We start from the raw sequence: 14059 nt of genomic DNA, 5'->3' as shown, positions 1-14059 counted from the left end.
TTCTCTTGATTAGGTGCAACTACGACACTTTCTGCTGCTGCAATTGCTCAATACTCGAAATCAAATCGTTAAAACGATCAATCACCAGTGCCGGTGCAGCCGTTTGAATTTCTTCTGCACTACCATAACCATAGCTCACAGCAATACTCTGCACTGCATTACGGCGTGCGCCTAAAATATCGTACTCACGGTCTCCCACCATCACACATTCCTTCGCATCCAACTGTTCTTGCTGCAAAATGTATTCAATTAAATCGCCTTTGTTGGTGCGCTCACCGTTCAGTTCACTGCCATAGATCACAGTAAAATATTGTGCCAAATCAAAATGTTCTAAAATTTGGCGGGCATAGACCGTCGGCTTTGCTGTAGCGACGTACAAGTGAAAGCCTTGCTGTTGTAAAGTTGCTAGAGTGTCGGCAACCGCAGGATAAACTTTATTTTCAAATAAGCCGGTCACTGCAAAGCGCTCGCGATAACCTAGTAAAGCCTGATCTGCAAGTACATTATGCACATCGACATTGAGGATTTTGGCCAAAGAGGCTTTCAAAGGTGGCCCAATGATCCAATCGATATTGGTCTCATCCGAAATGGGATGTCCAATTTTCGCCAGTCCATAGCGTGCTGAAGTAGTAATGCCAACTTTTGGATCTGTTAATGTTCCATCGAGATCGATCAATATATTCTTAATCACAGCTTGTACCTTATCCATTCACTTCTGCAAAAATACTATCGAGTGTTCGCTCAAAGTTGCCTATACTATCGCAAATTTTGTGTAATAAGGACATCATTGTGCGCCCTACTGTACTGTGCTTTTCAGGTCTTGACCCTTCAGGTGGTGCAGGACTGCAAGCGGACATTGAAGCCATTGGTCAAAGTGGCGCACATGCTGCCATTGCGTGTACAGCATTAACCGTTCAAAACTCACAACAAGTGTATTCGTTTGAAGCGACCTCTCGTGAGTTATTGCTGGCTCAAGCACATGCCGTCGTCGGTGACCTCCCTATTCGCTGTGTAAAATCAGGAATGTTAGGAACGACTGAAAATATCGCGGCTCTCGCTGAGTTTTTACGTGAACATCCCGAATATCATTATGTTCTCGACCCCGTTTTAGTTGCCAATAGTGGTGGTTCTTTGGGCGATCAAGCAACTTTGGTCAAAGCCTTTGCAGAACTGATTCCACTTGCCACTGTGCTTACACCCAATACCGTAGAATTACGTGCGCTCACAGGTGAAGAGGATATTTCTAAAGCAACTGCGCAACTTTTTGCGATGGGTGCTCAAGCGGTATTAGTAAAAGGTGGGCATGAAAATACGCCTGACTATATCCAAAACTCGTTATATGTTCAGGGTGAATTAGTCTCTGAAACCCGTTGTCCACGACTGGATGGGGAATATCATGGTTCGGGCTGTTCATTGGCGAGTTTTATTGCAGGGCGTTTAGCCTTAGGTGATGAGCTCAAAACGGCTGTTCATCATGCCGAAACATGGCTATTTGGTGTGTTGAAAATCGCTGAATCACCAGTTGTCGGAGGACAGAAAATTCCAAAACGTTTTTAAAGTACTCGGTTATTTATTTAAACCCGATAGAATAAAACGCTGCATCATTTAAAGCCCTGAATATTAGGGCTTTTTCAAATTAAGAGTCGAGTTGAACGCGATATACTAAGGTTGGAATTTCCCATGCACCACCAGCAAATCCTTTGCACTGTGTGGTTTTTGCCATATAGGTTTGGATAAAACGCTGACCATTCCAAGACCACTCCCCCGTACTATGACAGTCACCAATGCCTCGCCCACGTTGATTGGAAAAAATTTGCCCTTCGCTAAAACCACTTCCAGAAAAGGTCACGGATTGTTTGATTTGCTTTAAGTTGCGATCCATCAACCAATAACCATTACCACTATTATATGCCCCACGCCAACATGGCACTTCGACCAAGGCATTTTTCCCATTGATTGGAAACACCACGACCCGATCATCCTCTAAAAAATTTGCATCAAAGAGTTGAGGACAATCTTCCACTGTCGTTTTCTTCTTTATCAATCCAAATAATTGTTTGGCGGTGGGCGCATTGACGGCATACCGTGTTTGTAAGCCTTTACTGTAATTTTGAATATTCACTTTCGGAATACTTTTCGGTTTGAGTACATTAACCGAACTGCTATTGGCTTTACGTAATAATGCTGAATTTGTCCCTATTCGCTTTTGAAAATCATCCATACGGAGCAAAACCGCACTAGCACCTTGTACGGACAATAACCATGTTTTGTTGTTGCCTTTCCACACAATCGGTTGATTGGCTTGTAAGGCTTGAATCAGTTTTTGAGTTTGAGCTGCACTTAACTGACCTTCCGCAGTCTTGGCATCAAGCTGCACAGTTCCCTGATTTTTACCTAAAATATAAAGTTGAAGTGGTTGATTTGCCGCATTGAAGGTTTCAGGATCGAGTTTTACTCGTGCGCTGACTTGCGCTTGAGCGCCCGCGGCACGTTGTAATAACACAGAAATAGCGGGCTGATTGCCCTCCGCTTGATAACCTGCAACGCGACAAGTCCCCGTATTATCACAAGCGATTTCCCAATCCTTATGTGAAAAATAGTTTCCTTGAATTTGAGCAAAGCTCATACTACAACCCAATGCAGCAACGTAGCCCAATAGAAGTTGCCAGATGACATTATTTTTGTTCATGTCTTTGGCTCAAAATAATTATATTAGAACCATCTTAAAATGCTTTTCACCGAAACTCCAGCCTAAAAAGATCTGCTGCATCATTTGAAATTATGAAGATGAATCATTCAGTTGCTGTATCTCCTCACATTTTTTTCGCTTCACATTTTCATCACTGAGCGTATTCATCAAATCTGCCGCCAGTCCTTTTAACAGACTCATATCATCATCGGTCATTTGCAGCCATTTGATTCGGCTGCCGATTTAAAATATAGAAACTTCACAACGCAACACTATTACGACCTCTAAGCGCAACGCCTGTATAAAAAGCGAATGCGGTTACCCGAGTTGTGACTTAAATTTTAGTAAATTGAGGAAGTATTCATTTTAAATATTTGTGCAACAAAGCCCTTCTGAACGATGGTCATTATTTTTTAATTTAGGCTGAAGTTTTAGGGCTGCATACGCATTTCATGTAATGATTTGCAAAGAAAAAAACAGAGCTTTATAGCTCTGTTTTCATACTGCGTTTCGAGAGGAATTAAAAGGTAATCACTTTACTTTGATGAGTCACAATATCCACGGGAACAGAAATATGTTGATGAACGATCTTCCATTGAGACTGCGTTTTTTTCATCCCAATGGTATTACGACACCACGAGATCCCCGGCGTCGGTATCCCGCTCTGATCATCAATTTTGGAATAACAGTGCAGAAAGGCAATATCAGGATCTGCATGGATGACCAATTCCCGCCTAAATACCTTTAAGCCTTCACGAAAATACTCCCGATAAAATTCCCACATTTTTTGATATGCCATTAAGCCACGCATTTCACAACTGGCATCAAAAAAGTACACATCTGCTGCGCAGGATTCAGCAATATTTTCAATTTTCAATTGGCAGATGACCTCATCCCAATTGGCTAAAAATTGCAGAATTTCGTCAGCGGCCTGTTGGTCACCAACTATTTTGATTTTATCTTGCATCTCTGGCACCTATTTCTTTTATTTTTTATCAAGCATTGTTCTGGGCGGCGTTTGGAAGTTGAATTGCAACGATCTTCCAGCTCCAACCACGGCGTTGCATACTAAATACGGTATATTTTACTTCGCTTAGGCCTTGGAGCGGCACATACAGATCAAATCGATTCCAAGCGCTATAGCTTGCTTTGGGTTCAAGTGGCTGGCTTTGCTTTAAAGCAACAGCGGTTGTAGTTGCATCATTTTTGGATAATGTTGACGCATGAGGTGGTGCTGCGACCTTATTTTCAGCATGCGTGAATAGTTCAATCCCTGGGCTAATCATGCTCGGATTGGTCAGTCTGGTTATTTCTGGTAGTTGGATCGACTCTTTTAATGCTTTGCCTTGTAAAAGCAGCATGATACTGGTTGGATTGACCAGACTGTCGACTAGCGTTGCACTCAGGACTGTGCTGAGCTGCCCACCCCAAGACTGGGCGAATTCAGGTAAATGCTGTAGCCCAGTTTTCTGTTGAATGAGGTCTTCAACTTGTGGTTTTAGACTCGATTTGACTGCCGCAAAATCGATATATTGAGCAATTTTTTCAGGTTGATTGTGCTCATAGGCTTGACGTATTTGATACAACACCCAATACGGAGACGCAATCATCCAACCCACGACGATGATCAAGATCGCAATGAGCCCATAATACAAAATATGATTCTGCTTATTCATCTTTCACCACTCTAGCCAGTGAAGTTGTGGTACTTCCATGTACCGTCAAATAAGCCTGATCTAGATTGAATAGCATCCTACCTAACAGCGCTTATCTGAGAACCATATTGCTTTTGATCTTGTGATTTTGACGAGCCTTCAGGTTTTGTTCATCCTGCTAAGACTGTCTCGATCAGGTTGTTTCAAATTTAAGCCGTTAGGTCTTTAATTTGGGTACTTGCACCATTGGTTTTAACTGATTCAATGCCTTTATCTCGCGATTGCTCACTGGCATAAAATTGGCTAGTTCCAATAATTTGATGGTTTGCCGCTTTCAAATTGAAATAAGGTTTGCCATTTTTGGCTGTCAGTCGTTCAAAACGGCTGTCATCTGCACTGTTCTTTTGTACAGACTCAATCCCGTTTTGTGCTGATGCTTTCGCTTTGTATAATTCACTCGTTAAAATGATTTCACCGTTACCCGCTTTTAAAACAAAACGGAACTGCTGATCATTAGAGTGACTGATCTCGTACCATCCCGACATAGGTTACCCCTTCATTTTCATTGTTTTATCTATTATTCGATCAGGATTTGTTGTTGGAAATTCAACCTGATCTACAGAATATAAATGAACTCGGTCACATTTTTCAATGTCTTTTTTGATCAGTATAAAGCTCAAAATTTAATCAAAAAGGGATTTTTTAATAAATAATTCCAATAAAAAATAATCCGACCGAAGTCAGATTTCATCATTTTTACAGCATGATGTATTTCAAAATATATGCGCGTTTCTGCATGTAATGAATGTCTTAAGAACTCACGATCTGCTTTGAATACGTCGCTTTATTCATTTCTAAAATTTCCACACAAAGTTGCACTTCTACTACTGAAGCTGTGACATGTTGTTTCAGCACGTCCAATAACAACAATGAAATTTGCTTTTGCACTTCGACCGTTCGACCCGTCAATAATGAAACTTTGGCATGCATATACGCATGTTGAGCGTGTTCATCCAAGCCCACAACAAAATCTTGTTGAGCGACAGCACGGCTCTTAATATCATTGATGGCACTCACATGACCCGATTCAAATAAGGCAGCGTTTAGCGCTTTAAGTAAAGGACGAGGCTCAAGCTCAAGGTTATTGGAATATTCCAAATGAATATGCGGCATAGTAAAGACATTTCAAACCTGTAATGCGTCTATTATGCAGGCTGAAAAATAAAATCTATAGCGGATTAGTTATCTATTTCATCTTTAAGTAGACATCCTAAGCCAAGTGTTGACTTCGCTTAGGATGATTGAAAGTTGCTTTGGAGCGAACAAAAACGAAACTTAAACTTTTTTCACGTATTCAGATTTGAGCTTCATTGCCCCGATACCATCAATTTTACAATCAATGTCATGACCATCTGTTGCATCGACTAAAAGACGGATATTTTTAACTTTGGTGCCAACTTTCACCACTGAAGATGAACCTTTAATTTTAAGATCTTTCACCACAGTAACCGTGTCACCATCGGTCAATACATTGCCATTGGCATCTTTAATCAGCACCTGTTCATCTGCAGCGCTTTCGCCCTCACGCCACTCATGTGAGCATTCAGGACAAATCAATAAATCGCCATCATTATAGGTATATTCAGAATTACATTGGGGACAATTGGGTAAAGACATAAAAGACCTCAAAAAAAGATGGACGCAAAAATCCATAAAAACTTAATATAACATTTTTATGTATTTCATAAACTTAAAAACCATAAATATCGTATGGTTTAGTGAAGTTATGACGATGTAAATAACACAACGCCACAGCACTAATCGGTTTAAATTTTAGATCTCTAATGAGGTGTTTAATATCAACGCTTTTAAGATATGCGCATGATTTTTATCCATATGTTTGGCCGCTGTAAGTAAGGTCAGGGGCTCCTCTTTTCCCCATGTGCGCAGTTGTTCTAACTCAGCTTGATGGGTCTGTATTTCTTGCAAATAGCGCTGCTTAAACTCGTCCCATCGAGAAACCATTTCTTCGTCTTGATGGTACCAACGACGTAAATCTGTCGATGGAGTCAATGCCTTCGGCCACAAATCTAGCGCTGCGCTCACTTTACTGATACCACGCGGCCACAAGCGATCGACCAAAATGCGTTTACCGTCATCTGGGCTGATCTCATCATAAATACGTTTAATGTGTACGGTCATTAAGCCCTCCCTCATCTATTTGCAGTTTTTCGATCATTCTTCAGATTATTCATCGGGGATCGCTGGATTTACTAAAAAAGCCAGTAACTGTAAAGACTCCTGCCAACCCAAATAACAAGCATCAGGTGGAATAACGCTCGGCAACCCTGCCTGTACAATCGTCACTTCGGTTCCTACTGATACCGCTTTAAACTCAACAGTGACCTCGATTTGACCGGCCAACTCTGGCATATCAAATTGGTCTGTATAGCGCAGTAAATGATTCGGCACGACTTCATGATAATCACCATGAAAAGCGTGTGTGGTTCCGGTTGAAAAATTTTGAAACGACATGCGGTACGAGCCACCTACACGCACATCCGAATGTTCCACATGGGCGGTAAATCCATGCGGTGCCATCCATTTCACCAAAGCATCTGGCTCCACAAAGGCACGATAAACTCGCTCTACAGGTGCACTAAAAACACGATGTAATCGAACAGTATTACTCATGATGATGTCCTTTTGTCATTGTTTTCACTGAATCATCCACATGCATTCACCCTCGCTTTATCGTCCATTTTTATCACACTGAAACGATCTAAGCGAAACAGTGTTACGACGTATGAGAAAGGTGTATTACTGTTCAATACTATAGCGAATCCTACAGATTGATCCCATCACTTTAACGCAATGCCGTGTTATGTTTTGTGAGCTGCATTCATATTGATTTTTTTATAAAAATATTGAAAAATCAAAATTTTACACAATTTCTCTAAAATTTAAATAATAAAAAACCCAGTTGAAAGACTGGGTTCTTGTTGCTAAAGATGCAATAGTGAGACTTAGCTCAATTGTGCTTCATCTTCTTCCAGATCATCATCTTCATAGATATAAGCCATACAACCCCAGCCATCATATTCGCCCGAATGTTGTTCCGCAATTTTAATAAACCACTGCTCTAAATCAACGATATCTTCATAATCAGGTTCCATATAGACATAGACCGTGATAATCCATTCCTCGCGATCTGATTCTTCATCTTGGAACAACGAAATTTTTTGCTCTTCTTTCAATAAATACAATGCACACTGTTCAGCCTGCGCTTCGTTCGAAAAGGCAATTGAATATTCGATTTCGTGCGGCACAGATAAATCATCACCATCTTGCTGCATCTGCCACAGCACATTGCCATTATCATCATCTGGAAATTGTTTAAAATCACGAGTCATTGTACTTTTCCTTATCGTTTATGAATTTTATTCTGTTGACTTAGATTAACGGATAATTGTTGCAATTTGCATTAGCGAAATCTCTTTAATCAGAAATAGACCGCCGAAGTGATCTTTCTGATAACAATTCAAATTAAACCACAACATCCATGTGGGCCTGAGTTTCTTTGAGATGTAAAACCAAAGCTGCCATTTTCAATTCTTCTAAGCGTAATTGTAGATAACTGTCGAGTACCCGTGCCTGACTAAAATGTACACCATGCGCATTGAGCAAGGTGAAATCATCCGCCAAAGCCTGCAATAGCTCACCTAAGTTTTTGGTATTTAATTGGGCTAAATACAAATCAGCACGACTATTAAACACCAATGTAAATAATTGCATCGCAGCCAAACGACGTTCTTCATCAACATAATTACAGTTTGCAGTCGATTGCTGCTCCATTGCATCAATCATTTTGCAACGTACCGCAGTCAAATTTTGCTTTGCCGCAGATTCATTCATACCATCCATCAGCTGATCTAAAATACTCTGTAAAGGCAAAAAGAACGCTGACTGATAGCCCCGTATTTTGTTGTCCAAAGCACGGTTGATGTTTTCCAAATGCTGCTGATCCAGCGCTTGGCTATATAAACCTTTTAACTCGGCACGGGCTTGTTCCTGCGTTTGTAATTTGGCTTTTTCTTGATATTTGCTCAAATACTGACGCACTTGTTCGATCTTGGCGCGAATATCATTCAACATGATATCTGCATTGGCTTTGGTGACTTCTAACAAGCCATCTGCCTGTAAAGTTCGATACTCAACATATTGTTCAATATCCACAATATGTTGATATTTCGCTACTTTATCGACTTGGATTTTTAAGCCACTGTTTTGAATGCGTAATTGACTGATTTCATAATTCAGTTCATCTTGTTGCGACTCTGTTTCAGCCAGTTTTAACCGCGCACGATCGAAGTTTTCCTGCAGTGAACGTAGGGTTTTATCATTTTTCAATTTGCGGTTATAAACAAAAAGGAGAGCCACAATTAATAGGATGATAAGGACGATTAAAGCAATATTGATCATTTGCCAATCCTCAAAATAAGCTTCAATAATTTAAGTTTATTCCCCAAAACAAACCTAATTTATAAAAATTAAAATCAATAATTTATTTCATATTAGCAGAATAAATGCAAAAAACTGTATTTATCTGACCAAATACACACTTGCACACAATTTAACTAAAATGCTGTTTTAAATCATTTTAATAAAATATTTTTATATTAAAAAAGTAATCATTCAATATTCATTAGAAAATATAATAAAACCTTAAAAATGGCGTTTATTTACTAAAAGCTACAAAGAAATTTAATATCAATCTTTCTAAATTTTTCACATACTTTATAGAGATATTTAAATTATTTATATATCCCCAAAATTGGGGATATAGTGTATATCATGAATCATTTTTAAGCAGAAAAACCTATTTAAAGCTGTAGATATTCTGCGCTTTTTACGAGTCCCAAAGGTTTTAATTCAATGCAGCAGTTTTTATGAACAATGAGCATTCACATGAATATGCTTTAAAATTCTGCCGCACAATGAATATGAACAGCTTGTTGAGTTAAAGGCTGGGTAAATGCCAGATCGCAAGCATGTAACGCCATCCGTCCGAGTGAGCTCTGTTTTGCATTCGGGTGATACAGTTGATCCCCTGTAATTGGGTGCCCAATATGCATCATGTGTACACGTAGCTGATGAGAACGCCCTGTCACTGGTGTTAATAATACTCGGCTAATGTCCTTGCTTGCGTCATAGCTAATGGCTTGATACAAGGTTTTTGAGGGTTTGCCCAATTCAAAATGCACCATCTGACGTGGGCGATTTTCCCAGTCCGTAATGAGGGGCACTTCAACACTGCCCTCACCTTCAAGTTTGCCCTGAACTAAAGCCACATATTGCTTTTGAACCGTCCGCGCTTGGAACATTTTACTCACTGCCACTTCTGCATCGCGGTGTTTCGCAAACATCAAAATGCCTGATGTTGCCATGTCTAAACGATGGGTAATTTTTGCAGCAGGATACTGCTCCAAAACACGAAGGTAGGCACTGTCATGATGCTCAGGCAAACGTCCCGGAACCGACAACAATTCCGCTGGTTTTTCGATGACAACCAAGTCTGCATCTTCATACAAAATACGTAGAGGACCTTGAGGCGGCGCATAGACAAAGCTGGGATCTAAAGGCATGGACAGACTGTGTACTGGGAGAATGTCGGCAAAATAACAACTGACTAATTCGCTGTCAATCGACTTTGACCGATCAGGTTCTACCCTAACGATTATTGGTCCCCAATTTACCAAAGGCAGGTGCTAATGAATGAGATAAATCATCCTCCAGTAATTGTAAGATGCTTGAACTCGTGGTTGATGGATACTGATGTAGTGTGATGCGATATTCGCCCTGAAACCACTGCGACAAATGCAAGGCATAGGTTTGTTTAGGCCCAAGACCTAAATGTTGTTTTAAACGGCTCTTTATACCTGTTCGTGATGATCCGACATACAAAATGTGATTGGGTTGATTTAACTTGGCACAGGCATGGGTTTTCAATGCCTTAAATGCGGCATAGTCCTGATATGTCTGCTGTATATCGCCACCGACTAGCTCTATCACGTAAATATAAAGTGCATGTTGAGCAAGATCATCAAAACTTGAAAACTCAAATATACATTCCGCTTTAGTCTGCTGTGCCTGCAGACAATCCTGTATCAATTGATCAAGATAACCCATAACAAAATTATTTAAAATTTAGACAGTTAAGCATAACAACTTTGTTGAAAAGGACAATCTGAAGCTTAGATTAAGTTTAAGATCTTCTGCGTGATATTTATTACATCAGCAATGATCAAAGTGTGTTGGGAATACATGCGAAGTTTGGAATTTTGAAAAAGATGGAAGGATTTATTATTCGTTTGAATTCTTTAAAATTTTTTAGGGTGTAAGAGAAAACAGTGTTGTTTACTTCAACTATCATCACTTTGTAAGTCATGATCTTATAGCCTATAAACTTCTGGTTTATAGCGTCCTAAGCTGAATCGAGACCTTTTGGGTGAGTACTGTACACGTGTTTTGCACCACTGACAGCATGCTACTCTTTTCAATCTCTGTAACACCCTTGGGATATATAGTAGTGATATCGAAGAGGGATTGTTTCCCTGAAAATTACTGTTTTTGGCTTATTTTAAAAATATTTTTCACATTTAAAGATATATTGAAAATATTTTCTCCTTGTATCATTTTTTAGCATTTTTTCCATCTTATAAATGACTTTTTCCGAGAATTTCCGCCACAACTTAGTACTCAAACAACAATTATTTATGCTGTTCAAAGCAAACTATTACTTCTTTTTACTCATTTCAGACAGCAAATCCAGCTGAATTTCCTGAATCTTGGCAAGACGATCCCATTGATGCATCAACAAATGATCTATCTTTTCATGTAAATGGCGAATTTCTAATTCAGCTTTTAAATTCACCTGATAATCATTCTCCGAACGCATGCGGTCTTTGGCTTCTTGACGGTTCTGGCTCATCATAATAATGGGCGCTTGTATGGCAGCGAGGCAAGACAACATCAAATTCAGCAAAATAAAAGGATAAGGATCAGCAGGGTGCTTCACCATCACCACCGTATTGACTAAAATCCACACCGCTAAAAACAATGTAAAACAAATAAGAAATGCCCAGCTACCGCCGAATGTTGCAATTTTATCCGCTAGCCTTTCGCCAAAACTCCACTGCTGATCCAGCTTTTCTTCAACATTTTTGCTAATCAGATCATGCTGCTGCATGCTGTTCAGCACTTCATATTCTAAATTGGAGACTTCGCCTTGTTCGGAGTTCAGAATTGACTGTACATATTGCATACGGTATTTGGTCAAATCAGTTTGGCATATATAGTCCTGAGCACCAGATTCAGGAAAATCCTGTGCAATTTCTTCTGTAATGACTTTACGCACGGTTCCCATTGGAATCATATTTTTCAGTGGGAAACTTTTTTTGCACACCAAACAAGTACGGCATTCTACTTTCCCGTTCATTCTTGTCTTGCCCAATTGAATTTTATGTTCTTTTGAGCATACTGTTTTGCCTAAATTTAATGCAAGCAGCTTGTGCTTTTACACTCAGTATTTTTTATGGTTAAGCCTATTTTAGATAGTGCAATGCAATATAGGGGGTTAAATTCAAAAGTAAAATACCAATTTTATAGACAGCCATTCCACCATAATGAATAGCGTCAAACTGCTGATCGCTCAGCTTAAACCACTGCCCATGCAGGCGTTTCATCCAATCTTTAGCAAAGACAAATACCACAAACCAAATGATTAAAATCAGATAGTTAATCACTAAGCTATACAGCAAGAAATCGCTTAAATGACTCAAGTTCATGGCAAATCTCCTAAGCGTATTTTTATCCTTAGTTTATGCCCCTTTCGAGCAATTGAATATTGCTTTTAAATTTCCGCTTAGATTTGGACTATTTTTAAGAGAGATGCCTGACGATCTTTGAGCTTGTGCTGATTTAACTGGTGTGGTTTGTTTTGTGCGGATTAAAGGAGTAATGATTTATTATTCTTTTTTATTTTGGCTTAAATTTTTGGGGTGGTATAAGAGAAAACAATGTTGTTTACTTCAACTATCATCACTTTATAAGTCATGATCTTATAGCCTATAAACTTCTGGTTTATAGCGTCCTAAGCTGAATCGAGACCTTTTGGGTGAGTACTGTACGCGTGTTTTGCACCACTGACAGCATGCTACTCTTTTCAATCTCTATCACACCCTTGAGATATACTTTAACCAAAGGGCATCGGGATTAATTTCCTAAGTTTTTCTAATTTTCCACAAATTCAGCAAATTTTTTCAGCCATTTTAGATTTAGCAGGATATTTTATCTTTTCAGCTCATTTCAGCGTTTTTTATCTGCAGATTTGTCCAATTATAAGAAAATTTTCTTTTACAACAGCTCAAACGTGCAAATACAGCGTCAAACTTAAAATGTATAGCCACTGAGCATTCATCCCCCTTAACTTCATACATCTAGGTTGAACACGACTCACAAAGTATCGTCCTCTGAGTAGAGATCTAAGCCTATCCATGTTCTGCCGATATTAGGGTTGATCTATTCAACGAGGTATTGGTCAATGAGCTAAATAGCTTTGTACCCAGTGTGCGCTAAACCACCAACCACTACATGCCGCCATGCCACAGAGTAAATTGGCCAAAATTTTATTCATTCGACTGAGGTCTGATGTATATATTTTGAGATTGATCAGATAAGCAATCACGGCATAAACCAGTCCAATCGCACCACCAATGATGATCAAGATCAAAGGCCATGCTGCATAGGCATGCGCCTCTGCTGGATATTTTGTAGAACGGATGGTTTCTGTGGTCATGCTGTATATCCTGTTAATAACGCGATTACCTGTTTTAGTTAGCAATTTCTGCGCCATTTTTCCTGGATATACAGCGTTATTTCAAGGTACATACATGTTGCATTTCTAGCTTTGACTACAACACTTATCACAACCGACAACTTTTTCTGTTGGCCAGCTCATACGTGCACGCTTATAAGCGAGTTCAAAATTGGCAAAATAACCAATCAATATTTGCTGCTCAAACTGCGGCATGTCTACGCATCCTTGCGTGCCATTGTGAATTAAATGCGAGCCATTCGTTAAGGCATTTTCATCGACTATAAATTTAATCATCTACCATTCCCCTCATTATTTTTTATAAAATTCAAAAGATTAATAAATCCATATAAAAATTATGTGATTTATAATCACATAATAAAATTATGCCTTTATTGTTCAAAAATCAATCGAATTTTAAAGATTTTTTTAGGCGTCTCTTGGATGACTTAAACGCATAATGATGTGCTCTTTTAGGACGGATAGGTGCGATTGCTCGATTGCATTTTTTGCGCTTAAGCCAAGTGCTTGGAATGTTGAGTAAAGGTATTTTTCACTCGAACTGACATCAACAAATACGGCGTCCAAATCAGACAACCCATAGTACTCGTCGCTAACTGTATGATGGTCTGTGTATCAGTAGCGCTTCTTATAATTTTTATAATCTTTATCAAACTTTGCTAATACTCAGTTTCTGATTTTTAATTTTATATTTATTAGGGTCTGTTGACATTTGTTGATTAAAAAAATAGCGAGATAGTAAAATTAAATCGCCAAACCCAATTTTACACTCGCTATGCCTCGAACAATGCTAAATGATCAACACTGGTCCAAGTTACT

The 14059-nt window shown here is 39.2% G+C and carries 20 protein-coding genes; 1 reads left to right on the top strand and 19 read right to left on the bottom strand.

The features are described 5' to 3' along the window. Positions 1–19: 19 nt before the first annotated feature. Positions 20–691 (bottom strand): HAD-IA family hydrolase, encoded by a 672-nt coding sequence (locus FTV37_RS12650; RefSeq protein ID WP_180041527.1) that lies wholly within the window; start codon positions 689–691, stop codon positions 20–22. 98 nt (positions 692–789) lie between these two features. Here FTV37_RS12650 and FTV37_RS12645 point away from each other — a divergent pair, with 98 nt between their 5' ends. Further along, positions 790–1557: a hydroxymethylpyrimidine/phosphomethylpyrimidine kinase gene (locus tag FTV37_RS12645; RefSeq protein ID WP_078191115.1), complete on the top strand. Its 768-nt coding sequence runs from the start codon at positions 790–792 to the stop codon at positions 1555–1557. Positions 1558–1636: 79 nt separating this feature from the next. On the opposite strand, the gene FTV37_RS12640 is transcribed toward FTV37_RS12645, so the two are convergent. The 18 genes from FTV37_RS12640 to FTV37_RS18175 all read right to left on the bottom strand — a co-directional run bounded on the left by FTV37_RS12640 (position 1637) and on the right by FTV37_RS18175 (position 13893). After that, the gene (locus FTV37_RS12640; protein ID WP_180064019.1) at positions 1637–2689 is read right to left on the bottom strand and encodes a DUF1176 domain-containing protein; all 1053 of its coding nucleotides are present in this window, start codon (positions 2687–2689) and stop codon (positions 1637–1639) included. Between the two features lie 90 nt (positions 2690–2779). After that, on the bottom strand, positions 2780–2905 hold the full coding sequence (locus FTV37_RS17920) for a hypothetical protein (protein WP_257224336.1): 126 nt from the start codon (positions 2903–2905) through the stop codon (positions 2780–2782). Between the two features lie 304 nt (positions 2906–3209). Continuing rightward, a complete protein-coding gene (locus tag FTV37_RS12635) occupies positions 3210–3656 on the bottom strand; it encodes a nuclear transport factor 2 family protein (protein ID WP_218946117.1) in 447 nt (148 codons plus the stop codon). A 28-nt stretch (positions 3657–3684) separates the two neighbouring features. Next, a complete protein-coding gene (locus FTV37_RS12630) occupies positions 3685–4365 on the bottom strand; it encodes a DUF2939 domain-containing protein (RefSeq protein WP_180064018.1) in 681 nt (226 codons plus the stop codon). Positions 4366–4553: 188 nt separating this feature from the next. Further along, entirely contained in the window at positions 4554–4889 is a 336-nt protein-coding gene (locus FTV37_RS12625; protein ID WP_078191118.1) for a YegP family protein, read from the bottom strand. 265 nt (positions 4890–5154) lie between these two features. Next, a complete protein-coding gene (locus tag FTV37_RS12620; protein WP_180064017.1) occupies positions 5155–5517 on the bottom strand; it encodes a 5-carboxymethyl-2-hydroxymuconate Delta-isomerase in 363 nt (120 codons plus the stop codon). A gap of 162 nt (positions 5518–5679) precedes the next feature. Further along, on the bottom strand, positions 5680–6021 hold the full coding sequence (locus FTV37_RS12615) for a zinc ribbon domain-containing protein YjdM (RefSeq protein WP_180041515.1): 342 nt from the start codon (positions 6019–6021) through the stop codon (positions 5680–5682). A gap of 156 nt (positions 6022–6177) precedes the next feature. Next, positions 6178–6546, bottom strand: coding sequence for a DUF488 domain-containing protein (locus tag FTV37_RS12610; RefSeq protein WP_180048972.1), 369 nt, complete (start codon positions 6544–6546; stop codon positions 6178–6180). A gap of 45 nt (positions 6547–6591) precedes the next feature. Next, positions 6592–7038 carry an SRPBCC family protein gene (locus FTV37_RS12605; RefSeq protein ID WP_180009873.1) on the bottom strand — a complete coding sequence of 149 codons (447 nt, stop codon included), beginning with the start codon at positions 7036–7038 and terminating at the stop codon, positions 6592–6594. A 332-nt stretch (positions 7039–7370) separates the two neighbouring features. Then, positions 7371–7757: a ribonuclease E inhibitor RraB gene (locus FTV37_RS12600; RefSeq protein WP_180004730.1), complete on the bottom strand. Its 387-nt coding sequence runs from the start codon at positions 7755–7757 to the stop codon at positions 7371–7373. Positions 7758–7890: 133 nt separating this feature from the next. Then, positions 7891–8826, bottom strand: a complete 936-nt coding sequence (locus FTV37_RS12595; RefSeq protein WP_180027254.1) for a hypothetical protein — start codon at positions 8824–8826, stop codon at positions 7891–7893. Between the two features lie 497 nt (positions 8827–9323). Further along, positions 9324–9989 (bottom strand): pseudouridine synthase, encoded by a 666-nt coding sequence (locus FTV37_RS12590; RefSeq protein ID WP_180064016.1) that lies wholly within the window; start codon positions 9987–9989, stop codon positions 9324–9326. 85 nt (positions 9990–10074) lie between these two features. Next, entirely contained in the window at positions 10075–10533 is a 459-nt protein-coding gene (locus FTV37_RS12585) for a GIY-YIG nuclease family protein (RefSeq protein ID WP_180064015.1), read from the bottom strand. Positions 10534–11140: 607 nt separating this feature from the next. Continuing rightward, complete coding sequence (locus FTV37_RS12580) at positions 11141–11842, bottom strand: DUF1003 domain-containing protein (protein ID WP_168378549.1); 702 nt, start codon at positions 11840–11842, stop codon at positions 11141–11143. A 106-nt stretch (positions 11843–11948) separates the two neighbouring features. After that, the gene (locus tag FTV37_RS12575; protein ID WP_078191128.1) at positions 11949–12191 is read right to left on the bottom strand and encodes a DUF6868 family protein; all 243 of its coding nucleotides are present in this window, start codon (positions 12189–12191) and stop codon (positions 11949–11951) included. A gap of 752 nt (positions 12192–12943) precedes the next feature. After that, a complete protein-coding gene (locus tag FTV37_RS12570) occupies positions 12944–13201 on the bottom strand; it encodes a hypothetical protein (protein ID WP_180064014.1) in 258 nt (85 codons plus the stop codon). Positions 13202–13306: 105 nt separating this feature from the next. Continuing rightward, entirely contained in the window at positions 13307–13516 is a 210-nt protein-coding gene (locus FTV37_RS12565; RefSeq protein ID WP_180021366.1) for a hypothetical protein, read from the bottom strand. Between the two features lie 218 nt (positions 13517–13734). Then, entirely contained in the window at positions 13735–13893 is a 159-nt protein-coding gene (locus tag FTV37_RS18175) for a DUF2569 family protein (protein WP_180064013.1), read from the bottom strand. Positions 13894–14059 lie beyond the last annotated feature (166 nt).

This window comes from Acinetobacter sp. YH16042 (assembly GCF_013417245.1).
GTDB lineage: Bacteria > Pseudomonadota > Gammaproteobacteria > Pseudomonadales > Moraxellaceae > Acinetobacter > Acinetobacter amyesii.
The sequence above is the reverse complement of the archived record's forward strand: the minus strand, read 5'-3'. Positions and strand labels throughout refer to the sequence as shown.